Origin of the sequence: Acidovorax sp. A1169, from assembly GCF_030704685.1 — a bacterium.
GTDB lineage: Bacteria > Pseudomonadota > Gammaproteobacteria > Burkholderiales > Burkholderiaceae_C > Acidovorax.
Genome location: NZ_JAUZDX010000001.1, coordinates 668,206 through 692,322, shown reverse-complemented (window position 1 = coordinate 692,322; position 24,117 = coordinate 668,206). Strand labels below are relative to the sequence as shown.

Annotated in this window: 24 protein-coding genes; 14 read left to right on the top strand and 10 right to left on the bottom strand. The window is 66.4% G+C overall.

The window, feature by feature from the left end:
* Window positions 1-63 precede the first annotated feature (63 nt).
* The gene (gene accD, locus QYL93_RS03120; RefSeq protein ID WP_057268463.1) at window positions 64-936 is read left to right on the top strand and encodes an acetyl-CoA carboxylase, carboxyltransferase subunit beta; all 873 of its coding nucleotides are present in this window, start codon (window positions 64-66) and stop codon (window positions 934-936) included.
* Window positions 937-1,027: 91 nt separating this feature from the next.
* On the opposite strand, the gene QYL93_RS03115 is transcribed toward accD, so the two are convergent.
* On the bottom strand, window positions 1,028-1,576 hold the full coding sequence (locus tag QYL93_RS03115; protein WP_057268462.1) for a YggT family protein: 549 nt from the start codon (window positions 1,574-1,576) through the stop codon (window positions 1,028-1,030).
* A 77-nt stretch (window positions 1,577-1,653) separates the two neighbouring features.
* Between QYL93_RS03115 and QYL93_RS03110 the strand changes: the two genes are divergently transcribed.
* The 13 genes from QYL93_RS03110 (at window position 1,654) to QYL93_RS03050 (ending at window position 15,675) form a co-directional block, all read left to right on the top strand.
* Window positions 1,654-2,289 (top strand): LON peptidase substrate-binding domain-containing protein, encoded by a 636-nt coding sequence (locus tag QYL93_RS03110; RefSeq protein ID WP_305742270.1) that lies wholly within the window; start codon window positions 1,654-1,656, stop codon window positions 2,287-2,289.
* A gap of 28 nt (window positions 2,290-2,317) precedes the next feature.
* Window positions 2,318-4,207: a nucleoside-diphosphate sugar epimerase/dehydratase gene (locus QYL93_RS03105; protein WP_305742269.1), complete on the top strand. Its 1,890-nt coding sequence runs from the start codon at window positions 2,318-2,320 to the stop codon at window positions 4,205-4,207.
* Between the two features lie 156 nt (window positions 4,208-4,363).
* A complete protein-coding gene (locus QYL93_RS03100) occupies window positions 4,364-5,596 on the top strand; it encodes a lipopolysaccharide biosynthesis protein (protein WP_305742268.1) in 1,233 nt (410 codons plus the stop codon).
* Window positions 5,580-6,191 (top strand): acyltransferase, encoded by a 612-nt coding sequence (locus QYL93_RS03095; RefSeq protein WP_305742267.1) that lies wholly within the window; start codon window positions 5,580-5,582, stop codon window positions 6,189-6,191. The genes QYL93_RS03100 and QYL93_RS03095 overlap by 17 nt, the downstream gene beginning before the upstream one ends.
* Window positions 6,184-7,248, top strand: coding sequence for a glycosyltransferase (locus QYL93_RS03090; RefSeq protein ID WP_305742266.1), 1,065 nt, complete (start codon window positions 6,184-6,186; stop codon window positions 7,246-7,248). Before QYL93_RS03095 ends, QYL93_RS03090 begins: the two co-directional genes overlap by 8 nt.
* Complete coding sequence (locus tag QYL93_RS03085; protein ID WP_305742265.1) at window positions 7,245-8,276, top strand: glycosyltransferase family 2 protein; 1,032 nt, start codon at window positions 7,245-7,247, stop codon at window positions 8,274-8,276. The genes QYL93_RS03090 and QYL93_RS03085 overlap by 4 nt, the downstream gene beginning before the upstream one ends.
* Window positions 8,273-8,974 (top strand): class I SAM-dependent methyltransferase, encoded by a 702-nt coding sequence (locus QYL93_RS03080; protein WP_305742264.1) that lies wholly within the window; start codon window positions 8,273-8,275, stop codon window positions 8,972-8,974. The genes QYL93_RS03085 and QYL93_RS03080 overlap by 4 nt, the downstream gene beginning before the upstream one ends.
* A gap of 36 nt (window positions 8,975-9,010) precedes the next feature.
* Window positions 9,011-10,375 carry a UDP-glucose/GDP-mannose dehydrogenase family protein gene (locus tag QYL93_RS03075; protein ID WP_305742263.1) on the top strand — a complete coding sequence of 455 codons (1,365 nt, stop codon included), beginning with the start codon at window positions 9,011-9,013 and terminating at the stop codon, window positions 10,373-10,375.
* The gene (locus QYL93_RS03070) at window positions 10,362-11,534 is read left to right on the top strand and encodes a DegT/DnrJ/EryC1/StrS aminotransferase family protein (RefSeq protein WP_305742262.1); all 1,173 of its coding nucleotides are present in this window, start codon (window positions 10,362-10,364) and stop codon (window positions 11,532-11,534) included. The genes QYL93_RS03075 and QYL93_RS03070 overlap by 14 nt, the downstream gene beginning before the upstream one ends.
* Window positions 11,535-11,536: 2 nt before the next feature.
* The gene (locus tag QYL93_RS03065; RefSeq protein ID WP_305742261.1) at window positions 11,537-12,163 is read left to right on the top strand and encodes a sugar transferase; all 627 of its coding nucleotides are present in this window, start codon (window positions 11,537-11,539) and stop codon (window positions 12,161-12,163) included.
* Between the two features lie 169 nt (window positions 12,164-12,332).
* On the top strand, window positions 12,333-13,877 hold the full coding sequence (gene lysS / locus QYL93_RS03060; protein ID WP_305742260.1) for a lysine--tRNA ligase: 1,545 nt from the start codon (window positions 12,333-12,335) through the stop codon (window positions 13,875-13,877).
* Window positions 13,878-13,919: 42 nt separating this feature from the next.
* A complete protein-coding gene (locus QYL93_RS03055) occupies window positions 13,920-14,957 on the top strand; it encodes a diguanylate cyclase domain-containing protein (protein ID WP_305742259.1) in 1,038 nt (345 codons plus the stop codon).
* 46 nt (window positions 14,958-15,003) lie between these two features.
* Window positions 15,004-15,675, top strand: a complete 672-nt coding sequence (locus tag QYL93_RS03050; RefSeq protein ID WP_305742258.1) for a mechanosensitive ion channel family protein — start codon at window positions 15,004-15,006, stop codon at window positions 15,673-15,675.
* A 15-nt stretch (window positions 15,676-15,690) separates the two neighbouring features.
* Here the strand turns inward: QYL93_RS03050 and nagZ are convergent, their stop codons facing one another.
* The 9 genes from nagZ to lepA all read right to left on the bottom strand — a co-directional run bounded on the left by nagZ (window position 15,691) and on the right by lepA (window position 23,761).
* A complete protein-coding gene (gene nagZ, locus QYL93_RS03045) occupies window positions 15,691-16,800 on the bottom strand; it encodes a beta-N-acetylhexosaminidase (protein ID WP_305742257.1) in 1,110 nt (369 codons plus the stop codon).
* Between the two features lie 65 nt (window positions 16,801-16,865).
* Complete coding sequence (acpS, locus tag QYL93_RS03040; RefSeq protein ID WP_305742256.1) at window positions 16,866-17,261, bottom strand: holo-ACP synthase; 396 nt, start codon at window positions 17,259-17,261, stop codon at window positions 16,866-16,868.
* A gap of 10 nt (window positions 17,262-17,271) precedes the next feature.
* The gene (locus QYL93_RS03035) at window positions 17,272-18,030 is read right to left on the bottom strand and encodes a pyridoxine 5'-phosphate synthase (RefSeq protein ID WP_305742255.1); all 759 of its coding nucleotides are present in this window, start codon (window positions 18,028-18,030) and stop codon (window positions 17,272-17,274) included.
* 14 nt (window positions 18,031-18,044) lie between these two features.
* The gene (recO, locus tag QYL93_RS03030; RefSeq protein WP_305742254.1) at window positions 18,045-18,812 is read right to left on the bottom strand and encodes a DNA repair protein RecO; all 768 of its coding nucleotides are present in this window, start codon (window positions 18,810-18,812) and stop codon (window positions 18,045-18,047) included.
* Between the two features lie 68 nt (window positions 18,813-18,880).
* Window positions 18,881-19,897 (bottom strand): GTPase Era, encoded by a 1,017-nt coding sequence (gene era / locus QYL93_RS03025; RefSeq protein WP_179681594.1) that lies wholly within the window; start codon window positions 19,895-19,897, stop codon window positions 18,881-18,883.
* Entirely contained in the window at window positions 19,894-20,577 is a 684-nt protein-coding gene (rnc, locus tag QYL93_RS03020) for a ribonuclease III (RefSeq protein WP_305742253.1), read from the bottom strand. The genes era and rnc overlap by 4 nt, the downstream gene beginning before the upstream one ends.
* Entirely contained in the window at window positions 20,577-20,942 is a 366-nt protein-coding gene (locus QYL93_RS03015) for a DUF4845 domain-containing protein (protein WP_305742252.1), read from the bottom strand. Before QYL93_RS03015 ends, rnc begins: the two co-directional genes overlap by 1 nt.
* Window positions 20,943-20,984: 42 nt before the next feature.
* The gene (gene lepB / locus QYL93_RS03010) at window positions 20,985-21,953 is read right to left on the bottom strand and encodes a signal peptidase I (RefSeq protein WP_305742251.1); all 969 of its coding nucleotides are present in this window, start codon (window positions 21,951-21,953) and stop codon (window positions 20,985-20,987) included.
* On the bottom strand, window positions 21,953-23,761 hold the full coding sequence (gene lepA / locus QYL93_RS03005) for a translation elongation factor 4 (RefSeq protein WP_057268442.1): 1,809 nt from the start codon (window positions 23,759-23,761) through the stop codon (window positions 21,953-21,955). The genes lepB and lepA overlap by 1 nt, the downstream gene beginning before the upstream one ends.
* Window positions 23,762-24,117 lie beyond the last annotated feature (356 nt).

The following is a 24,117-nucleotide window of genomic DNA, read 5'->3' as shown; positions in this document are numbered from 1 at the left end:
CTGCCCTGGTGGTCCTGGATCGGTCGAAATGGCCTGAAACCCTGTCATTGACGAGGAAAACACATGTCCTGGCTTGAAAAACTCCTGCCCGCCAAAATCCAGCAAACCGACCCGACCGAGCGCCGCCAGGTGCCCGAGGGCCTGTGGATCAAGTGCCCGAGCTGCGAAACGGTGCTCTACAAGTCCGACCTGGAGCACAACCAGAACGTCTGCCCGCACTGCAGCCACCACCACCGCATCGGTGCACGGGCGCGCCTGGATGCCTTCCTGGACCCCGAAGGCCGCTACGAGATCGGCCAGGAAGTGCTGCCCGTCGATGCACTGAAGTTCAAGGACAGCCGCAAGTACCCCGAGCGCCTCAAGGAGGCGCTGGAGAACACGGGCGAGACCGATGCCCTCATCGTCATGGGTGGCGCGGTCAAGAGCATCAACGTGGTGGTCGCCTGCTTCGAATTCGACTTCATGGGCGGCTCCATGGGCTCGGTGGTGGGCGAGCGCTTCGTGCGCGGCGTGGAGACCGCCATCGAGCAGAAGGTGCCCTTCCTGTGCTTTACCGCCACCGGCGGTGCGCGCATGCAGGAGGGCCTGCTGTCGCTGATGCAGATGGCCAAGACCAATGCCTCGCTGACCCGCCTGGCCAAGAAGGGCCTGCCCTACATCAGCGTGCTGACCGACCCGACCATGGGCGGCGTGAGCGCCGGCTTCGCCTTCGTGGGCGACATCGTGATTGCCGAGCCCAAGGCGCTGATCGGCTTTGCCGGCCCGCGCGTGATCGAATCCACCGTGCGCGTAACGCTGCCCGAAGGCTTCCAGCGTGCCGAGTTCCTGCAGACCAAGGGCGCCGTGGACTTCATCTGCGACCGCCGCGAGCTGCGCAACACCGTGGCCAGCAGCCTGGCCATGCTGCAGCGCCTGCCCGCAGACGCCGTGGTGTAAGCACGCCGCAATCCGACAGGCATGCCTTGGCATGCCCCATGAAAAAAGCGCCTGTCGAAAGACCAGGCGCTTTTTTGCTCTGCGGGCTCCGTCAGCGCATCACGTTGGCTTGCAGGTTGGCCAGCACGATCATCAGCACCTGCAGCAGCACCAGCACCACCAGCGGCGACAGATCCACCCCGCCCAGCAGGGGAATCACCTTCTGGAACGGCCGCAGCACGGGGGCGCACAGGCGCCACACCACATCGGACAGCGGCGAGCGGGCGGAGATCCAGGACATCACCGCATGCACGATGAGCAGGCCCATGAGCCCCGACACCGCCACCTTGGCCAGGCCAAACAGCACCAGCCAGGGCAGCCATGCCCAGGCGGCGGCCGCGCCGACGAGCAGCAGGAACAGCACGTACTGCAGCACCTGGAACAGGATGGCAGCCACCAGGCTGGAAAGATCCCACTTGCCCACCGGGGGGATCAGCTTGCGCAGGGGCAAGATGATCCAGTCGGTGAGCGCAAAGACCAGCCCGCCGATGGGGTTGCCAAACGGCACGCGCTGCAACTGCATGTACAGGCGCAGCAGACAGGCGCCCGTGAGCAGGCCACCGACGACATCGAGCAGGAAGGAAGCGATCTGGAAGAACATGGGAGCGGCAAAAAGGAAAGCGGGCGGTGCGAAAGCAGCCCGCGCCATGGGATGATAGCGGGCGAAGAACCTGCCTTATGACACAACCCCTTTCCCTGTCATCTTTGCCCCTTTTCCCTCTGGGTTCCGTCCTCTTTCCCGACGGGCTTCTGGCGCTGCGCGTGTTCGAGGTACGTTACCTGGACATGGTGCGCAAATGCCACCAGATGGGCGCCCCCTTCGGTGTGGTGTCCCTCACCCAGGGCCACGAGGTGCGCCAGGCAGGCGCCCCGGAGGAGCAGTTCAGCGAGGTCGGCACCCTGGCCGTCATCGACCAGCTCGACGCGCCCCAGCCCGGGCTCATCACCCTGCAGTGCCGGGGCAGCCAGCGCTTTCGCATCGTGCAACGCAGCCATCTGGTGCACGGCCTGTGGATTGCCGACGTGACGCACCTCGATCCCGACATGGCCGTGCCCGTGCCCGACGACCTGAAAAAGGCATCGCAGGCCCTGGCGCAGGTGCTGCACACGCTGCAGCAGCGCGACCCGGACAGCCCCGGCGCGCTGGTGCCTACTGCCGCCCAGCTCGACGACTGCGGCTGGGTGGCCAACCGCTGGTGCGAGCTGCTGCCCGTGCCGCTGGAGCTCAAGCAGCGCCTGATGGAACTGGACAACCCCCTGGTGCGGCTGGAGCTGGTGGGCGACGTGCTGGAACGCACGGGCATCGCGCAGTGACCCGCGGATCCGGCAAATCGGCAAACCCGTGCTGAGCAACGTTCTGGAGTGGCCCCGCCCGGTCAAGCGGCTGGTGGTGGTGGCGCTGGACATCGCCATGGGCCTGTTCGCCATGTGGCTGGCCTTCACCCTGCGGCTGGACGTGCTGCACTGGCCCGAGGGCATGCAGTGGCTGGCCTATGGCCTGGCACCGCTGCTGGCCTTCCCCATCTTCGTGAACCTGGGGCTGTACCGCGCCATCTTCCGCTACACCGGCATCACCGCGCTGGTCACGACCGGCAAGGCCGTGGCGATCTACGGGGCGCTGCTGTTCGCTATTCTGATGGCGGGCCAGTGGATCGGCATACCGCGCAGCGTGGGCATCCTGCAACCGGTGATCTTTTTGCTGCTGGTGGGTGCCAGCCGCTCGCTGGGCTGGATGTGGCTGGCCGGGCAGACCACCAAGGCGCCGCACCGGCTGCTGATCTACGGCGCCGGTACGGCCGGCGCCCAGACGGCGGCAGGGCTGGTGAGCGCGCGCAACTACGTGCTCGAGGCCTTTGCCGACGACGACCGCGCCAAGGTGGGCCGCAGCATCAACGGCGTGCGGGTGTATGCACCCATCGCGCTGGCCGAGGTGGTGAAACGCTTTGGAATCACCGACGTGCTGCTGGCCCTGCCCAGCGTGCCGCGCCAGCGCCGCCACCAGATCATCGAGAACCTGCGCTCGCTGCCCGTGCGCATACGCACCATCCCGGGCCTTACCGACCTGGCCAGCGGCCGTGTGACGGTGACCGACTTCCAGGACCTGGACCTGGAAGATCTGCTGGGCCGCGACCCGGTGGCACCCGACCCCGAGCTGCTGGGCCGCCACATCCGCGGCCAGGCAGTGATGGTCACCGGCGCGGGCGGCAGCATCGGCAGCGAGCTGTGCCGCCAGATCGCGCGCGAAGGCGCGGCACGCCTGCTGCTGGTGGACCACAGCGAGTTCGCGCTCTACAGCATCCACCAGGAGCTGCAGTCCATCGTGCAGCAGGAAGCCATGGCCTGCGAGCTGGTGCCGCTGCTGGCCAGCGTGAGCCACGCGCAGCACATGCTCGACCTGTGCCAGGCGCACCGCCCGCGCACCATCTACCACGCAGCGGCCTACAAGCATGTGCCCATGGTGGAGGCCAACGCGGGCGAAGGCATCCGCAACAACGCCTTCGGCACGCTGAACATGGTGCGCGCCGCCATGGCGAGCGGCGTGGAGAACTTCGTGCTCGTCTCCACCGACAAGGCCGTGCGCCCGACCAACGTGATGGGAGCCAGCAAGCGCGTGGCCGAGCTGGTGCTGCAGGCGGTGGCGTCCTGCACCCGCCAGCCCGGCACCGAGGGTGGCGCCGCGCGCACCCGGTTTTCGATGGTGCGCTTTGGCAATGTGCTGGGCTCCAGCGGCAGCGTGATCCCGCTGTTCCGCAGCCAGATCGCGGCGGGTGGCCCCGTCACGGTGACGCACCCGGACGTGACGCGCTACTTCATGACCATCCCCGAGGCCGCGCAACTCGTGTTGCAGGCCGGCGCCATGGCGCAGGGCGGCGAGGTCTTCGTGCTGGACATGGGCGCGCCCATCCCCATCCTGGAGCTGGCGCAGCGCATGATCGCGCTGTCGGGCCTGAGCGTGCGCGCACCGGGGCACCCCGAGGGTGACATCGAGATCGTCTTCACCGGCCTGCGCCCCGGCGAAAAACTCTACGAGGAACTGCTGATCGGCGACGGCGCAGAGCCCACACCGCACCCGCGCATCCTGCGTGCCCATGAGGAACACCTCGCTTGGGATGTGCTGGAGAGCCGCCTGCGGGCGTTGGAGCGTGCCATCCACCAGGCGGACGGCGCCGCCATGATGGTCCTGCTGCACGAACTGGTGCCGGGCTTCCACCAGGAGCCCCAGCAGGCCTGACATGAAGCACCCCCTGAGTCGCTTCGCGCCTTCCCCCTCTCTCAGTTTGCTTCGCAATCTGGGAGGGGGACGCCCCCGGTGCAGCGGGGCGGCCCTTGCACGGGGGCACTGGCTTGGGCCGCGCCGGTTTCATCCGCAGCGCCATGGATAACTGACATGAGCTCCACCTTGCTGCGGGCCACAGCCACCTTGCTGACCGGCAGTGTGGTGGCCCATGCGCTGCCCTTGCTGCTGGGCCCGGCGCTGACGCGCCTGTACACGCCGGCCGAATTCGGCCAGTTCGCGTTGCTGTGGGCCCTGGCCACCAACGTGGCGGTGGTCGGCTGTGCGCGCTACGAATTCGCGCTGCCGCTGGAAAAGGCCGAACCGGGCGCTGCCGAGCTCATGGCACTGTGTGCACGGCTGCTGCTGCTGGCCACCGCCGGCACGCTGGTGGCCGGCGGCGTGATGGCGGCCATGCAGGGCATGCCGCTGGCCTGGGCCCTACCCCTGGCCGTGCTGTCCATCGCGGCCACGCAGTGGCTCACGCTGTGGGCCACGCGCTCACAGCGCTTTGGCCTGCTGTCCATCGCGCGCCTGGTGCAACATGGCGGCGGCGCCCTGCTGCAGCTGGCGCTGGGCCTGCTCAAGCTGGGCGCGGCCGGGCTGCTGGCCGGTGCGGTGGCCGCAGGGCTGGTGGCTGCGGCGGCCCTGGCCAGGCCGGCACCTGCCGGGGGCTGGGCGGTGCTGGGGCGCACGCCCTGGGCATCGCTGCGGACCATGGCCGCAAAGCACCGCGATTTTCCGCTGCTCAATACGCCGCATGCCTTCATCGGTGCGCTGCAGGACACGCTGACACTGATCGCCGTGGCGGCCTGGGCGGGCGATGCGGCAGCCGGCCTGTGGGCGCTGTCGCTGCGCTACCTCAAGGCGCCGGCCACCTTGCTGGGCGGTGCGCTGTCGCAGGCGCTGTACCCGCAGCTGCTGCAGGCCCACAGCGCGGCACAGGCCCGAGCCCTGGTGCGCAAGAGCATGCTGGCGCTGGCCGCCATCGCGCTGCCCATGGCAGCGGTGCTGATGCTCTGGGGTCCCTGGCTTTTCACCACCGCGTTCGGTGCGCAGTGGAGCGAGGCCGGCCCGCTGGTGCGCGCGATCGCGCCCTACATCGCCCTGCACTTCATCGCATCGCCGCTGTCGGTGACCACGCTGGCCTGGCGCGCACAGGCCTGGGCCCTCAAGCTGGCGCTGGTGGGACAATTGGCCTTCTTTGCAGGGCTGCTGGCCGGCTTGGCCCTGGGCGGCCTGGAAGGCGCGGCCTGGGGCATCTCGGCATCCATGCTGCCCTACTTCGCCTACTACTTTCTCACCCTTGCCCACTGGAAAAACATCCCCGATGAAAGCCTGGCTTAACCGCGCACGGCGCCGGATCTGGCAGGCGCTGATGTACCGCATGGTGTTCGGCGAGCGCACGCCTGCGGGCGTGCTGCTGGCGCACACGCGCATTGCACCCAGCACCTGCATCGAGGGCGAGCAAGGCCTCACGCTGGCGGACCATGTGTTCATCGGGCAGTTCAATTTTCTCGATGCCACGGCGGGCCTCACCATCGACGAGGGCGTGCAGATCACCAATTTCGTGAGCATCGTCACGCACAGCTCGCACCGCTCCATCCGGCTGCTCGGGCGCGGGTACGCCACCCATGCGGGCGGCGAGGTACCCGGCTATGTGAAGGGGGCCGTGCACATCGGCGCCTATGCCTTCGTGGGGCCGCACAGCCTGATCGAGGCGGGCACGCGCATCGGCCGGGGCGCGCTGATCTGCGCCTATTCGCAGGTGCGCGGCGAGGTCGCCGACTTTGCCGTGATGGCCGGCGCGCCTGCGCGCCAGGTCGGCGACGTGCGCACGGCCGATGCGGCGCTGCTGGCGCAGTACCCTGAGTGGGCCGAACACTACCGTGCCTGGGCTGGCGAGTTGCCGCAGGCCGCAGGGGCAAGAACCCATGGCTGAAGCAAACAGGCACCTGTGCCTGCTGGGCGATGCAACCAGCCCGCACATCCAGCGCTGGGCGGCGGAGATGCGCTCGCGTGGCTACCGGGTATCGCTGGTCACGGCCCGCCCGGCACCCATCGAGGGGGTGGAGCAGAAGGTGCTGGCGCCCGTGCGCCGCTCGACCGACTGGCTGCTGCGCGTGGGGCAGGCGCACCGCTACGTGCAGGCCCTGGCACCCGACATCGTGCATGCGCACTACATCACCTCCTATGGCTACCTGGCCGCACGCTGCGGCCGCCATCCGCTGGTGATGACGGCCTGGGGCAGCGACCTGCTGGTGACGCCGCAAAAAAACACACTGATGCGCTGGCTGACGGGCTGGAGCCTGCGCCGGGCCGACCTGATCACCGGTGACTCGCAAAGTCTGATCGACGCGGCCAAGGCCTTTGGCCCTGCCTGCCCCGTGCAGGAAATCCATTGGGGCGTGGACCTCGGGCGCTTTGCTCCGGCTCCATGGTCCGCCAAGACCGGCCTGCAGATCGTGAGCTTGCGCTCCTGGGAGCCCAACTACAACATCGACACCATCGTCGAGGCCTTGGCCACCCTGGTGGCACGCCATCCCGAGGCAGGGGTGCAACTGCACCTGCTGGGCGGCGGATCGATGGAGGCGGCGCTGCGCGCGCTGGTGGCCGCGAAGGGACTGGAGGAGCACGTGGTCTTTCACGGCCGGCTGGACGACGCGGGCATGGCGCGGGTGCTGGCGCAGTGCAAGCTGTCGGTCTCGGTACCGACGAGCGACGCGACCTCGGTCTCGGTGCTCGAAAGCATGGCCTGCGGCCTGGCCGTGGTGGCCAGCGACCTGGATGCCAACCGCGCGTGGCTGGATGCCAGCCTGCTGGTGCCGCCACGCGATGCGGCGGCGCTGGCGCGCTGCCTCGAAACCATGGCCGCCGACGATGCCCGGATGCAGCGCCACGGACAGGAGAATGTGCAGCGCATTGCGCGCGATGGCGACCGCGCCGTACAGATGGACACGATGGATCGACTTTACCGAGAACGGACGGGCACCCCATGAGCCGGCCCCAGGACACCCCGGCATGGGTCAGCGTGATCGCGCCCTGCCGCAACGAGGCAGCGCACATCGCCGCGTTCTGCGACAGCGCACTGGCCCAGGTGCTGCCCCCCGGCTGGCAGATGGAAGTGCTGGTGGCCGATGGCGAGAGCGACGACGGCACGCGCGAATTGCTGGTCGCGCGCAGCACACAGGACGCGCGGCTGCAGTGGGTGGACAACCCCGGTCGCATCGTCTCCACCGGCCTCAACGCCTGCATTGCACGCGCACGTGGCGAAGTCATCGTGCGCCTGGACATCCACACCCGCTTCGCGCCCGACTATGTGGCGCGCTGCATCGAAACCTTGCAACGCAGCGGCGCCGACAATGTGGGCGGCCCCTGGGTGGCCGAGGGTACGGGGCCCATGGGCGAGGCCGTGGCCGCCGCCTTCCAGTGCCGCTGGGTGGTGGGTGGCGCGCGCTCGCGCGACACGCAGCACGATGGCGAGGTGGACACGGTCTACCTGGGCTGCTGGCCGCGCGCCGTGTTCGAGCGCATCGGCGGCTTCGACGAGGCACTGGTGCGCAACCAGGACGACGAGCACAACCTGCGCCTGCGCCTGGCGGGCGGGCGCATCTGGCAGAGCCCGCTGATCCACTCGCTCTACCACCCGCGCAATTCACTGCGCCACCTGTTCGCGCAGCAGCGGCAATACGGCTACTGGCGCCCTTTCGTGATGCGAAAGCACGGGCAGGCCGGCTCGGTTCGGCAACTGGTGCCGGCGGCCTTCGTGGCCGCGCTCGGCCTGTTCGCGCTGTGCCTGCCCTGGACCGTGCTGCCGCTGGCGGCACTGGTCGCGCTGTATGCAGCCTACGTGGCACTGGCCTCGGTGTCGGCCGCGCGCAGTGCAGGCCGCTGGCAGTTGCTGGCGCGGCTGCCGGTGGTGATTGCGGCCTACCACCTGGCCTATGGGCTCGGTACCTGGCGCGGCCTGTGGGACGTGCTGCGCGCGCGTGCGCCGTCGGCCCGGTTCGCCCGGATCACGCGATGAGCGACCCGACCGAGCCCCAGGCTGTGCAGGCGCGCTATGCACGCCGCGATGCCGCGCAGGACGCGCGGCACTACCGGCTGCTGACCAGCCCCTCGGCCCTGCAGGCGCAGCAGGAGCGCCTGCGCGCCATGGTGCGTTTGTGGAGTGCGCATGGCTGGACGGACCTCGCGGACAAATCCATCACCGAGGTGGGCTGTGGCAGCGGAGGCAACCTGCAGGACCTGTTGCGCCTGGGTGCCAGCCCCGCACGCCTGCAGGGGCTGGAGCTGATCGGCGAACGTGCCGCGCAGGCGCGCGGCAGCTTGCCCAGCGCCGTGCGCATCACCGAAGGCGATGCCACGCTGGCGCCCGTGGCCGATGGCAGCCAGCACGCGGTGCTGGCCTTCACCCTGTTCAGCTCGTTGCTGGACCCGGCGTTCCGCCAGCGCATGGCCGATGTTCTGTGGCGCTGGACGGCCCCAGGCGGCGGCGTGCTGGTCTATGACTTCATCGTGGACAATCCCCGCAACCCCGATGTGCGCGGCGTGCCCCTGGCCGAGTTGCGCCGCCTGTTCCCCAAGGCGCAGGTGCAGTCGCGGCGGATCACGCTGGCGCCCCCGATTGCGCGCCGGTTGCCTGCCGCCTGCCTCTCGCCCGCATCCGCACTGCTCTACCCGCTGCGCACCCACCGCCTGACCTGGCTGGCCAAGCCGGCCTGACCGTTGGCATCCCCGTTCCGCACTGAATCACGCTCCATGAAAATCACCGTCATCGGCACCGGCTATGTGGGCCTTGTCACCGGGGCCTGTCTCTCGGAAATGGGCAACCACGTGGTGTGCCTGGACCTGGACGCTCGCCGTATCGATGGGCTGAACCAGGGGCAGATGCCTATCCATGAACCCGGCCTGCCGGACGTGGTGCTGCGCAATGCGCGCAGCGGCCGCCTGGAGTTCACCACCGATATCGACCACGCCGTGGCGCATGGCCTGCTGCAGTTCATCGCCGTGGGCACGCCCCCGAGCGAAGACGGCTCGGCCGACCTGCAGCATGTGCTGGCCGCCGCGCGATCCATTGCCGAGCGCATGGCGGGCTACAAACTGATCGTCAACAAGAGCACGGTGCCCGTAGGGACAGCCGACCAGGTGCGCGACGCTGTGGCCGCCGTGCTGTCCTCCCGCGGTCTGCCGCCGGAATTTGCGGTGGTATCGAACCCCGAATTCCTCAAGGAAGGCAGCGCGGTGCAGGATTTCATGCGGCCGGACCGCGTGATCGTGGGCACCCAGGATGAGCGCGCCACCGAACTCATGCGTGCGGTGTATGCACCCTTCATGCGCAACCGCGACCGCCTGGTGGTGATGGACGTGCGCAGCGCCGAGTTCACCAAGTACGCGGCCAACGCCATGCTGGCCACGCGCATCAGCTTCATGAACGAGCTGGCGCTGCTGGCCGAGAGGCTGGGCGCCGACATCGAGAACGTGCGCACCGGCATCGGCATGGACCCGCGCATCGGCACGCATTTCCTCTACGCAGGAACGGGCTATGGCGGATCGTGCTTCCCCAAGGATGTAAAGGCGCTGATCCGGACGGCGCAGGATGCCGGGCAGGACCTGCAGATCCTGCAGGCAGTGAAAGCCGTGAACGACCACCAGAAGCAGGTGCTGACCGACAAGATCGTCGCGCGGTTTGGCGCCGACCTCACGGGCCGGCGCTTCGCGCTCTGGGGCCTGGCCTTCAAGCCCGGCACCGACGACATGCGCGAGGCACCGAGCCTGGCCATCATCGAACGGCTGCTGGCCCTGGGCGCCGAAGTGGTTGCCTACGACCCACAGGCCATGGACCAGGCGCGCCAGGCCCTTGGCGAACGCACAGGCCTTTCTTTCGTGCAGCTCGCCAATACGGCGCTGCAGGGCGCGGACGCGCTCATCATCGCCACCGAGTGGAAGGAGTTCCGCAGCCCGGACTTCGCCCACCTGGCCGCCACGCTACGCGAACGCATGGTGTTCGACGGCCGCAATCTTTTCGAGCCAGCCGAGCTGCGCGCTGCGGGGCTGGAGTACCACGCCATCGGCCGTGGTGCAGCCCCGTCCACCCCATTGCCACCTGACCATGTCGAACGCTGAAACCGCCGCCCTGCCCTTTCTCCCCTTCGCCCGCCCCGACATCGGCGATGCCGAGGTGAACGCCGTTGCCGAGGCCATGCGCTCGGGCTGGGTCACCACCGGCCCGCAGACCCGGGCTTTCGAGCAGGCCTTCACCGACTACCTGGGCGGCGGCGTGGACAGCCTGGCCGTGAACTCGGCCACGGCCGGCCTGCACCTGGCCCTGGAAGCCCTGGGCATCGGCCCGGGCGACGAGGTGATTGCCCCCACGCTGACCTTCACGGCCACGACCGAGGTGGTGCGCTACCTGGGCGCCGACCCGGTGTTGGTGGATGTGGACCCGGTGACGCTGAACATGGACCCGGCCCTGGTGCGCGCTGCGATCACGCCGCGCACCAAAGCCATCATGCCGGTGCATTACGGCGGCCTGGCCTGCGACATGGATGCGATTCTGGCCATCGCCCAGGAGTACGGACTCAAGGTCGTGGAAGACGCCGCCCACGCCCTGCCCACGACCTGGAGAGGGACGCTGGTGGGCCAACTGGCCTCGGATGTCACCGTGTTCAGCTTCTACGCGAACAAGACCATCACCACCGGCGAAGGCGGCATGGCCGTGACACGCGACCCGGATCTCGCCAAGCGCATGCGCGTGATGCGCCTGCACGGCATGAACCGCGATGCCTTCGACCGCTTCACGTCCAAGACGCCCGCCTGGTACTACGAGGTAGTGGCCCCGGGCTTCAAGTACAACATGACCGACGTGGCTGCGGCCATGGGCGTGCAGCAACTGGCGCGCCTGCCGGCCTTCGTGCAGCGGCGCCAGTACCTGGCACAGCGCTACCACGCGGCTCTGGCAGGCTTGCCGCTGGTGCTGCCGGCCGAGGCACCGGCAGGCGACATGCATGCCTGGCACCTGTATGTGATACGACTGGCTCCGGGTGCACGCCTGTCGCGCGACGTGCTGGTGCAGGGCCTGTCGGACCTGGGGATCGGCACCAGCGTGCACTATGTGCCGTTGCACCGCCACCCCTACTGGCGCGACCGCTACCAGCTCACGCCCGAGATGTTTCCCCAAGCCGATGCGGCCTACCAGGCCATGGTGAGCATCCCGCTGTTCACGGCCATGACCGTCGCCGACCAGGACCGCGTGATCGCGGCCCTGCAGACCCTGCTGGGATGAGGATGCTCAAGCGCCTGATGGACATCGTGGTCTCGGGCGGCGCCCTGCTGGCGCTCAGCCCGGTTCTGCTTGCCATCGCGCTGTGGGTGCGCTGGGATTCGGCAGGCGGGGCGTTGTTTCGCCAGGAGCGGGTGGGTCGGCACGGGCGCAGCTTTCACATCTACAAGTTCCGCTCCATGCACACCGGGGCCGAGCGGGCGGGCCCGGCCATCACAGTGGGGGAGGACGCGCGCATCACCCGCGCCGGGCATTGGCTGCGCCACAGCAAGCTCGACGAACTGCCGCAGCTGCTCAACGTGCTCAAGGGCGACATGAGCCTGGTGGGCCCGCGGCCCGAGGTGCCGCGCTATGTGGCGATGTACCCGGCCGAGCTCAGAGCCATCGTGCTGAGCGTGCGCCCGGGCATCACCGACCTGGCGTCCATCGCCTTTCGCAACGAAAGCGCGCTGCTGGCGCAGAGCGCCGACCCCGAGCGCACCTACGTGCAAGAAATTCTGCCCGTGAAGCTGGACTATGCCGCGCGCTATGCGCGCAACCACAGCGTGTGGCAGGACCTGCGGATCCTGGCACGGACGGTGCACGCCGTGCTGCGCCCGGATGCGTCGCCGGGCCAGGATACGCCGCGCTGAGCCACCGCAGCGTCCGCGCAAGGCCACCGAGCGCCTAAAAACCGGCACTGCACGGGTAAAAAACCGGGTTGTGCCCGCCAAGCCGATAAAATCAAGGGTTGGCTGCCGCAGACTCCCTGACAGCCCCTTATTTTCGACGCACCACGCTCGCACCGCATTGACAGCACCTATGTCTGAACAGAACACCCCACCAGTGCCCCCGGACGACAACAAGCTCATGGCCGAGCGCCGCGAAAAGCTCCGCGCGCTGCGCGAAGTCCAGGCCCAGGGCGGCGCCGTGGCCTTCCCCAACAATTTCAAGCCGGCGAACAAGGCGGCTGAGTTGCATGTGACCTATGGCCCACTCGATGCCGAGGCCCTGGAGGCCAATCCGGCCACGGTGAGCGTGGCTGGCCGCATGATGCTCAAGCGGGTGATGGGCAAGGCCAGCTTTGCCACCGTGCAGGACGGATCCCTGGGCGACACCGGCGGTCAGATCCAGCTGTACGTGACCCGCGATGCGCTGGGTGAAGAGGCCTATGCGGCCTTCAAGCACTGGGACCTGGGCGACATCGTGGGCGCCGAGGGCACCACGTTCAAGACCAAGACCGGCGAGCTGTCGATCAAGGTCACGCGCCTGCGCCTGTTGACCAAGAGCCTGCGCCCGCTGCCCGACAAGTTCCACGGCATGGCCGACCAGGAGCAGAAGTACCGCCAGCGCTATGTGGACCTGATCACCGACGAGCAGGCGCGCAGGCGCTTCATCGCGCGCAGCAAGGCCGTAAGCGGCCTGCGCGAGTTCATGGTGGACCACGGCTTCCTGGAGGTCGAGACGCCGATGCTGCACCCGATTCCGGGCGGTGCCAATGCCAAGCCCTTCGTGACGCACCACAACGCGCTTGAGCAGGAGATGTACCTGCGCATCGCGCCGGAGCTGTACCTCAAGCGCCTGATCGTGGGCGGGTTCGAGCGCGTGTTCGAGATCAACCGCAGCTACCGCAACGAAGGCATCTCGGTGCGCCACAACCCCGAGTTCACCATGATGGAGTTCTACGCGGCGTACTGGAACTACCTGGATCTGATGGACTTCACCGAGACGCTGATCCGCGAAGTGGCGCTCAAGGCCACGGGCTCGCTGCAGCTGACCTACCAGGGCCGCGCGGTGGACCTGTCGCAGCCGTTTGCGCGCCTGACGATCCGCGAAGCCATCTTCCAGTACACCGAGGCAGGCGCCCATGTGGACGACGCCGCGTGGCTGATCAGTGCACTCAAGAAGCTGGGCCTGAACGAAGAAAAGAACAAGCTGTCCACGCGTTCGCTGGCCAGCCTGCAGGTGCTCTACTTCGAAGAGACGGTAGAAGACAAGCTGTGGCTGCCCACGTTCATCATGGAGCATCCGACGGAAATCTCGCCACTGGCGCGCGCCAACGACACCCGCCCCGAGGTGACCGAGCGCTTCGAGCTGTACATCACAGGGCGCGAGTTCGGCAACGGCTTCAGCGAACTCAACGACGCCGAGGACCAGGCCGCGCGTTTCCACGCCCAGGTGGCCGCCAAGGACAGCGGTGACGACGAGGCCATGTTCTACGACCATGACTTCGTTCGCGCGCTGGAGTACGGCATGCCCCCCACGGGCGGCTGCGGCATCGGCATCGACCGCCTGATGATGCTGTTGACCGATAGCCCGAGCATCCGCGACGTGATACTGTTCCCCGCATTGCGGCGGGAGTCCTGAGCGGCTGCCGCGCAACGCCCTTCGCCTCAAGGAGCCGCTACCATGCCCTTCACCCCCAGCAGCGCGCCCTACCCTTCAGCGCCCGCATCAGCGTCCTCCCGCAACAGTTTTTCGGTACTGGTGGTGGAGGACCAGAATTCGGTGAGGGCTGCGCTCGTGGCCGAGCTGCGGCACGCAGGGGTTTCGGAGATCTTCGAGGCCCCCGAAGGTGCGGCGGCACTGCAGCTGTTCAAGACACATCGGCCGGACCTGGTGCTGCTGGACATCCGGCTACCCGGCAAGGACGGCTACTGGGTGGCCCAGCAGATGCGCGAGAGCGAGGCGGGCGACTGGACGCCGATCATCTTCCTCTCGGGCCTGGACAATGAACTCGACGTATGGCGCGGCATCGAGGTGGGGGGCGACGACTACCTGGTCAAGCCCGTCAAGCCCATCGTGCTGATGGCCAAGCTGCGCGCCATGCAGCGCCTCCTGGACATGCGCCGGCGGCTGGTGTCGCTATCGGCTGAGCTGCATCTGGCCAACCAGCGCCTCAACGAGATGGTGGAGGTGGACTCGCTGACCGGCCTGGTGAACCGCCGGGGCTTCGACCGGATGCTGCACAGCGAGATACTGTCGGCCCGGCGCGATGGCACGCCGCTCACGCTGATGCTCTGCGACCTGGACCATTTCAAACTGTTCAACGATGCCAGCGGCCACGTGCAGGGAGACGCCTGCCTGAAAGAGGTGGGTCGGCTGCTGCGCGAGGTGTGCGTGCGGCCGCGCGACGTGGCTTCGCGCTATGGCGGCGAAGAGTTCGCGCTGATCCTGCCCAACACCCCCCGTTCGGGCGCCATGACCTTTGCAAGGGCCCTGGGCCAGTTGCTCAAGGTGCGCGGCATTGCCCACCCCGACTCCCCCCTGGGCGATGCACTCACGCTGTCGGGCGGCATCACCACCTGCGTGCCCGACGACAGCACCAATGCCGAGAGCATGATCATGCGCGCCGACCAGGCCCTGTACGCGGCCAAGGCCCAGGGCCGCAACCGCTTCTTCAGTTTCGAGATGCAGATGGACACCGTGGAGCAGTTGCGCAGCTGATGGCGATCTTTTCCGTTTTCTGCGCGCCCGAGCGCGCCCTTTTCCCATGGCCACCAACGGTCTGCATGCTTTGAAGACGCGGCTCCCGGACTGGGTGCAGGACTGGCTCGATGTGATCGTGCCCGGCCTGCAGATCCTGCTGGTCGTTTTTGTGGCCTGGATGCTGCAGCGCCTTCTGCGGCGCCTGGTGGCGCGTGCCGCCGCCCACTACCAGTTGCCCGACGAGCTGCTGGTACCCATCAAGGGATTGATACGCTGGACTATCGTGGCCAGCGCCTTCCTGCTGGTGCTCGAACGCATGGGGGTTTCGGCCACGGTGCTGTGGACGGCCCTCACGGGCTTTGCCACCGTGGGCGCCGTGGCTTTTTTCGCGGCGTGGAGCGTGCTCTCCAACCTGTTCTGCGCGCTGCTGATCTTCACGGTGCGGCCATTCCGCGTGGGCGACTACATCGAGGTGCTGGACACAGCAGAGAAGCCCGGCGCCAAAGGCCGGGTGGTGGACATCAACCTGCTGTACACCACGCTCGAAGACCACCTCCACGCGGGCCCGGATGGCACCTGGCTGCAGATACCCAATGCCCTGATCTTCCAGCGCGTGATACGGCGCTGGAGAGGGCCACCACCTGCGGCGGTGGAGCCCGCCGCGCCGGCAGCGCCAACGCTGCCCGGAACATCCGCCCCGGCGCAGGAACCTCAGCCCGCTACGCCTGCGCCCTGAACCACCAGGGCGCGCTCAGGGCAGCAAGTCCAGCGCCTGCAGGTAGGCCGGCTGGTACATCAGGTCGTCCCAGGCCTGGGGAAGGGTCTCGGGCAGCAGGGCGATGCGGCGCGACTCGCTGTCCACACTGGGCTGCCAGCGGCCCCGGGCCTGCGCATCCGCCAGGCCGCCCAGCAGTTCGTCCACGGCCTTGCCATCGCCCACGCTCTGGTTGCACAGCAGCACCAGATCGCAGCCAGCCCCCAGCGCGGCCAGGGCACCATCGGTGTAGCTGACCAGTTGGCCATCGAGGCGGCGCGCCCCTTCCATGCTCAGGTCGTCACTGAAGATTGCGCCATCAAAGCGCATCTCGCGGCGCAGGATGTCCTGCAGCCAGCGTTGGGAGAACCCGGCGGGGCGGCTGTCCACCTTGGGGTAGATCACGTGGGCCGGCATCACGCTGGTGAGCGTGCTGCTGAGCCAGGGGTAGGGGGCCGCATCGTCGGCCAGGATGGCCTTGAGGCTGCGCGTGTCCACCGGCACCTCGGTGTGCGAGTCGGCCTTGACGAAACCATGGCCAGGGAAATGCTTGCCGCAATTGGCCATGCCGGCCTGCAGCAGTCCGTGCATGAGGCTCTTGGCGAGCAGGGCCACGACGCGCGGATCGCGGTGGAAGGAGCGGTCGCCAATCACGCCACTGCGCGAGCCGGCGCCTTCGTCCTGCCAGTCGAGGTCAAGGACTGGTGTGAACGAAAAATCCACGCCGCAGGCGCGCAGTTCAGTGCCCAGCACATAGCCTGCGGCGGTGGCGGCATTGGTGGCGCGCAGGGCGCCGCTGCCGGCAACCGCTTTGGCGCCCTTGCCATCGTCCATCCACATCTCGCCCAGGGCGCGCATGGGCGGCAGGTGGGTGAAGCCATCGGTGCGAAAGCGCTGCACGCGCCCGCCTTCATGGTCCACGCAGACCAGCAGATCATCGCGCACAGCCTTGATCGCACTGGTCAGGGCCAGCAACTGGGCCCGGTTTTCCCAGTTGCGGGCGAACAGGATCACGCCGCCGGTGAGCGGGTGGGCCAGGCGGCGGCGGTCGTCGGCGCTGAGCGCGGTGCCGGCCACATCGAGGATGACGGGTGCGTGTTCGGTCATGGGCTTGTGAAATCAGAAGGGATGGAAACTGGGCGGCCACGCTGAGAGCTGACTGCCGACGGAAATCAGGGGGCTTTTTCAACCACGCAGAAGCTGGCCGCGTAGTCCGTCTCGTCCGTGACGCTCAGGTGGGCCTGCAGGCCGCGCTCATCGAACCATTCCTTGAGCGCGCCATGCAGCACGATCACAGGCTGACCCGAGGGCAGCTTGGCCACCTCGCAGTGGCGCCAGGTCATGGGCATGCGCATTCCAAGGCCAATGGCCTTGCTGAAAGCCTCCTTGGCAGAAAAGCGGGTGGCCAGGTAGCGCAGGCCCCGGTCCGGCCAGCGGGCCGTGCGCGCACGCCAGGTGGCGAGTTCGCCCTGGGACAGTACCTTCTCGGCGAAGCGGTCGCCATGGCGTTCCAGGCTGGCCTGGATACGGCGCACGTCGCAGATATCGGTTCCGATGCCGTAGATCATGGCAAGGCGCTCAGCCTGCTGCGGCGATGCAGGCGTTGTAGGCCTGCACGGTGGCGGCATAGCCCAGCTCCAATGCATCGGCGATCAGCGCGTGGCCGATGGACACCTCCAGCACACCCGGCACCTCGCGCACAAAGGCGGTGAGGTTGTCGCGGTTCAGGTCGTGCCCGGCATTGACGCCCAGCCCGGCATCGAGCGCGGCCTGGGCGGCAGCGCGGTAGCGCTCCAACTGCAAGGCCTGCCCGGAGGTTCCCCAGGCGGCGGCATAAGGCTCGGTGTAAAGCTCGACGCGATCAGCCCCCACGGCCTTGGCGGCGGCCATGGCCTCGGGCGCCGGGTCCATGAACAGGCTCACGCGAACACCCAGGGCCTTGCACTCTGCAATCAGAGGCGCCAGGCGCTCGGCATCCTGCGGGAAGCCCCACCCATGGTCGCTGGTGAACTGGTCTTCGCTGTCGGGCACGAAGGTGGCCTGGTGCGGGCGCACTTGGCGGATAAAGTCCATGAGGTTCTGCGAGGGGTTGCCCTCGATGTTGTATTCCCGATCGGGCCAAGCCTTCATCAGCTCGGCCAGCTCGAACACGTCATGGCTGCGGATGTGGCGTTCGTCCGGACGGGGATGCACGGTGATGCCCCGCGCGCCGGCTTCAAGGCACAGCTGGGCCGCACGCGTGACGCTGGGAATGCCCAGGTGGCGCGTGTTGCGCACCAGGGCGACCTTGTTGACGTTGACCGACAGGGCGGTACGGTGCGGCGTGGGGTGTGGCATGCGGTATGTAGGGGTCAGAGAGACTGCAGATCCATCATGAGCTGGCGCGTGCGCAGCGTGGGACTGCCGCAATGGTATTGCAAGAGCGCCCGCAACTGGGGCTTGAGCTCGGCGGCCACCGGAGCGCAGGCGCGCAAGGTGGCGGTGTAGCTGGATGCATTGCTGTCCAGTGCCGCCTGCAGGGCCTGCCACTGGCTGCCGGGCAGCGCGACGCGATCGCCAGATGAGGCCGTACGCAACCCCCCTTCGGCCACCAGCGTGTAGCGCGTGCCGGGGTGCAAGGGCTCCAGGGTCATGGTCTGCGCATCCAGGCTGGGCAAAAGCCCGATCTCGCGCAGCAGCAGTAGCTCGAAGCTGCGCAGCACGGGTTCGAGCGCGTCGCCATGCTCGCTGGCCAGCACGCGCACCACGCCGGCATAGTCATCGAACAGCGCAGTGTGTGCATCGGCCCGCGCCAGCAGGCGCAGCAGCAATTCGTTGAGGTACATGCCCGACAACAAGGCGTCACCCGTCGGCATGACATGCCCGCCCACCCACTCTGCGCCCTTGAGCGTGTGGATGTCGGCTGAGCCATCGCCCGACAGGGTGTAAGTGAGCAGGAGCGGCTGCAGGGGCAGCAGCACAGGGCGAAAGTTGGAGGTGGGCTTCTTGGCACCCTTGGCGACCAGGGCCACACGACCCTGGCGGCGGCAGAATACCTCCAGGATCAGGCTCGACTCGCTCCAGTCGTAGCTGTGCAGCACGAAGGCCGGTTCATCGGAAATGCGCTTGGCAACGGCCATGGGCGGCTTTCAGCCACGCCACAGGCACCAAGGCGCCTCTGCACGGATGAGCACCGAAGCGGCCATCCTCACTCGTAGCCGAAGGAGCGCACGCGCGCCTCGTCATCGGCCCAGCCCGAGCGCACCTTGACCCACAGCTCCAGGAACACCTTGGCATCCATGAGCTTTTCGAGCTCCTGGCGGGCTTCGGTGCCGATGCGCTTCAGGCGTTCGCCCTTGTCCCCGATGACCATCATCTTGTGGTTGTCGCGCTCGACCACGATGGTGGCGGCGATCTTCACGAGGCGCTTGTGCTGCTTGCTCGCCTCTTCCTCGAACTTGTCGATGACCACAGTGGAGGTGTAAGGCAACTCGTCACCCGTGAAGCGGAACAGCTTTTCGCGCACGGTTTCGCCGGCCAGGAATTTCTCGCTGCGGTCGGTGAGTTCGTCCTCGCCGTACCACCAAGCCTGCTCGGGCAGGTACTTGGCGCAGATGCCGAAGAGGCGCTCGATGTCGCCCTTGTTCTTGGCCGACATGGGCACGAATTCAGCGAACGGGTGGCGCTCCTGCATGCTCTTGAGCCAGGGCGCCAGTTCGGCACGGCGGTTGACCATGTCGAGCTTGTTGGCGATCAGCAAGGTAGGAATGCCGGGCTTGAACAGCGACAGCACCTTGGCGTCGGCCAGCGTGAAATTGCCCGCCTCCACGACGAAGAGGATCAGGTCCACGTCGCCGATGGCACCCATCACCGTCTTGTTGAGCGACTTGTTCAGGGCCGTGGCATGCCGGGTCTGAAAACCCGGGGTGTCGACAAAGACGAACTGGGTCTGCTCGCGCGTGCGGATGCCCGTGATGCGGTGGCGCGTGGTCTGCGCCTTGCGCGAGGTGATGCTGATCTTTTGCCCCACCAGTGCATTGAGCAGGGTGGACTTGCCCACGTTGGGCTTGCCGACAATGGCGATCACGCCGCAGCGCTGGCCCGGCACGGCCGCAGGCGCACCTGCAGCCGCCAGCATGGCATCCAGATCCCCCGGGGTTTGGGGATGGTCTGCAGGGGTACCGGCATCGCCCGCCGTGTCGTTGGTGGCGTTGTCGTCGTTCATAGATTCTTTGCTTTCAGTGTGGCAAGCATGGCCGCTGCCGCAGCCTGCTCACCGGCACGGCGGGAGCCGCCAATGCCACGCTCTATCAGGCCCAGTTCGGGAATATCGCACTCGACATCGAAGGTCTGGCGGTGCGCCGCCCCCACGGTGGCCACGACGGCATACTGCGGAAGCTTCATTTTGCGGCCCTGGAGCCACTCCTGCAACGCGGTCTTCGGGTCCTTGGACGCGGCCTGCATCTGCGGGTTGATCTCCATGGCCTGGAACAGGCGGTGCACCAGGGCTTCGGCCTGGATGTAACCGGCGTCGAGGTAGACCGCGCCGATCAGCGCCTCCAGCGCATCGGCAAGGATCGAAGGGCGCTGGTGGCCACCGGATTTGGATTCACCCTCACCGAGTCTCAACACCTCGGACACACGCAGGCGCAGGGCCAACTGGTGCAGGGTGTCCTGCTTGACCAGGTTGGCCCGCACACGCGAGAGATCACCTTCAGGCAGGGACCCCAGGCGCTGGTACAGCAGGCTCGCAACCGCAAGGTTCAGGACGGAGTCCCCCAGGAACTCCAACCGCTCATTGTGGTCGGCCGAAAAGCTGCGGTGCGTGATGGCACGTTGCAGCAGCGAGGGATCGGAAAAGAGGTGCTGCAGGCGGTCCTGCAGCGCAAGAAGACTGGGGGACACTACTTGGTCTGTCCCTCGAAGCGGTAGACGAGATAAGCCGGACCAGCGAGGGGAATCTCGCGTGAATACTTGAAGCTCACCACATTTTTATCGCCGCGCTTCGTAATCTCCAGGTCCTTCCCCTTGACGGAACTGATGTCATCGATAGTACCCGCACGATCAAAGGCACCGCGTATTCCTCCAACTGTGGTCTCTTCCCTGGCGGCCTTGGTGGCCGCCTTGTTGATGGCCTGGTACTCCAAAAAGATAGGCACAGACTGCCCGCCGATGGCAAACGCCGCCACGCAGATCAGCCCGATGAAAATCACGCCAATGAAAGACAGACCACGCTGGCGCGAACGGCTGGCAAAACGGTTGGAATACATACTCTCCCCTCTCCGTACTTACTGATTAAAACAGGCCATGGATCATTGAAAAGACCCAATGCGCCTGGGATTGCTGAAGTTCATCCAGACGAAAAAGGCCTTGCCCACGATGTTGGCGTCGGGCACAAAGCCCCAATAGCGAGAATCCAGCGAATTGTCGCGGTTGTCTCCCATCATGAAATAGTGGCCTTCCGGCACTTTGCACACCACGCCTTCAACACTGTAGCGGCAGTTGTCACGATACGCAAAACTGGTCGCGCCCTGGATGAAGGCCGGAGCATCCGGATAGTTCAGCAACCGATGTGCCTTGCCATCGAATTGCTCTTCGAGTTGCGGGTAGTACTTCACTTCGTCCAGAAAATCCGGGACGGCCGTGGTGGGTACCACCTGCCCGTTGATGGTGAGGCGCTTGTTCAGGTACGCCACTTCGTCGCCCGGCACGCCGATCACGCGCTTGATGTAGTCCAGACTGGGCTGCGGCGGGTAGCGGAACACCATGACATCGCCGCGCGCGGGCTTGTTGCCCTCGATGATCTTGGTGTTGATCACCGGCAGGCGCACGCCATAGGTGAATTTGTTCACCAGGATCAGGTCGCCTACCAACAAGGTCGGGATCATCGAGCCGGAGGGAATCTTGAACGGCTCGAACAGAAAGGAGCGCAGCACGAACACCGCTGCGATCACCGGGAACAGCCCGGCCGTCCAGTCCAGCCACCAGGGCTGCATGAGCAGGCGCCCCTGGGCTTCCTGCACATCCAGATCCACCTTCTGGATGCCCATGCGGTCCAGTTCGGCCCGGCGCTGCACGGCAGCGTCTTCAATCGCCTGGGCTGCACGGCGGCGCTGGGGCAGGAAGTACAGCCGCTCGGCCAGCCAGAAAGCGCCCGTGACCACCGTGGCCAGGAACAGCAGCAGCGCAAAATTGCCCTCGATGAGGCCAAAGTACCAGGAACCCACGTAGCCAAGAAAGGCGGCCAGGATGGCGGCCGTCAGAATTTGCATGAACTGCATCAATCTTCCACCTGCAAAATGGCGAGGAAGGCCTCCTGGGGCACCTCGACCGAACCGATCTGCTTCATCCGCTTCTTGCCCGCCTTCTGCTTTTCCAGAAGCTTGCGCTTGCGGGAAATATCCCCGCCATAGCACTTGGCCAGCACGTTCTTGCGCAGGGCCTTGATGGTCTCGCGCGCGATGATGTTGGCGCCGATGGCGGCCTGGATGGCCACGTCATACATCTGGCGGCTGATGATCTCGCGCATCTTGCCCACCACGGCCCGGCCGCGGTACTGCGACTGCGAACGGTGCACGATGATGGACAGCGCATCGACCTTCTCGCCGTTGAGCAGGATGTCCACCTTGACCACATCGGATGCGCGGTACTCCTTGAACTCGTAGTCCATCGACGCATAGCCGCGCGAAACGGACTTGAGCTTGTCGAAGAAGTCCAGGACGATCTCGCCCAGTGGCATCTCATAGGTCAGCATGACCTGGCGGCCATGGTAGGCCATGTTGATCTGCACACCGCGCTTCTGGTTGGCCAGCGTCATCACCGGGCCCACGTAGTCCTGGGGCATGTACAGGTGCACGGTGACGATGGGCTCGCGCACCTCTTCCATACGGCCTTGGTCGGGCATCTTGGAGGGGTTCTCGACCATGACGGTCTCGCCATCGGCGCGGACCACCTGGTAGACCACGCTGGGCGCGGTGGTGATCAGGTCCTGGTCGAATTCTCGCTCCAGGCGCTCCTGCACGATCTCCATGTGCAACAGGCCCAGGAAGCCGCAGCGAAAACCGAAACCCAGCGCCTGGCTAACCTCTGGCTCGTAGTGCAGCGAAGCGTCGTTGAGCTTGAGCTTTTCCAGCGCATCGCGCAGCGAGTCGTACTCGCTGGCTTCCGTCGGGTACAGGCCCGCAAACACCTGGGGCTGGATTTCCTTGAAACCCGGCAGCGCTTCAGTGGCTGGGCCGGCATTGTTGGGCAGCTTCTTTTCGAGGGTGATGGTGTCACCCACCTTGGCGGCCTGCAACTCCTTGATGCCGGCGATGATGTAGCCCACCTGGCCCGCGTCGAGCGAGTTGCGCGGCTCGTTGGCGGGGGTGAACACACCCAGATTGTCCGCGTTGTACACCGCTTCGCTGGCCATCATCTTGATGCGCTCGCCCTTGAGCAGGCGGCCATCGACCACGCGCACAAGCATCACCACGCCTACATAGCTGTCGAACCAGCTGTCGACGATCATCGCGCGCAGCGGACCGTCTGCATTGCCGCGCGGCGCAGGCACCTTGGCCACGATGGCTTCGAGGATCTCGTCGATTCCCATGCCGGTCTTGGCCGAGCAAGGGATCGCATGCTCAGCATCGATGCCGATCACGTCCTCGATCTCGGCCTTCGCATTCTCCGGATCGGCATTGGGCAGATCCATCTTGTTGAGCACCGGCACCACTTCCACACCGAGGTCCAGCGCGGTATAGCAATTGGCCACGGTCTGTGCTTCGACACCCTGCGAGGCATCGACGACGAGCAGCGCGCCTTCGCATGCTGACAGCGAACGGCTCACCTCGTACGAGAAGTCAACGTGACCCGGAGTGTCGATCAGATTGAGGTTGTAGACCTGCCCATCCTGGGCCTTGTACTGCAGCGCAGCGGTCTGCGCCTTGATGGTTATCCCACGCTCTTTCTCGATGTCCATCGAGTCCAGAACCTGGGCCTCCATATCGCGGTCCGCAAGGCCGCCGCATCGCTGGATCAAGCGGTCGGCCAACGTCGACTTGCCATGGTCGATGTGCGCAATGATGGAAAAATTTCTGATGTGGTTCATCAACGGGAAGCGTCAAGTAATTGAATTAAAACGGCGCGCACAAGAAAAAAGGGCGCGTCGAGTGGCGACGCGCCCTGAACCAACAATCATTGGCAACTGCGATAGTTGGATCTTCATTGTAGGCAAAAAGCGGGTCGGGAGCAGCCCGGCACTGGCACGAAAAGGGTCGTTGCCTGACTGCAACAGGGATTTTATACACAGTTTATTCACAGATCCAGCCCGCACGATGATGAACAACTTGTGGGTGAGCTGTGGATCAGCTGTGCATGAACACGATGCATCCCGCATGGTGGGGCAGGAGTCGTTCAATATGCACATAACGGTTGAACAGACCCCTGCATTCTATCGAAACTGGT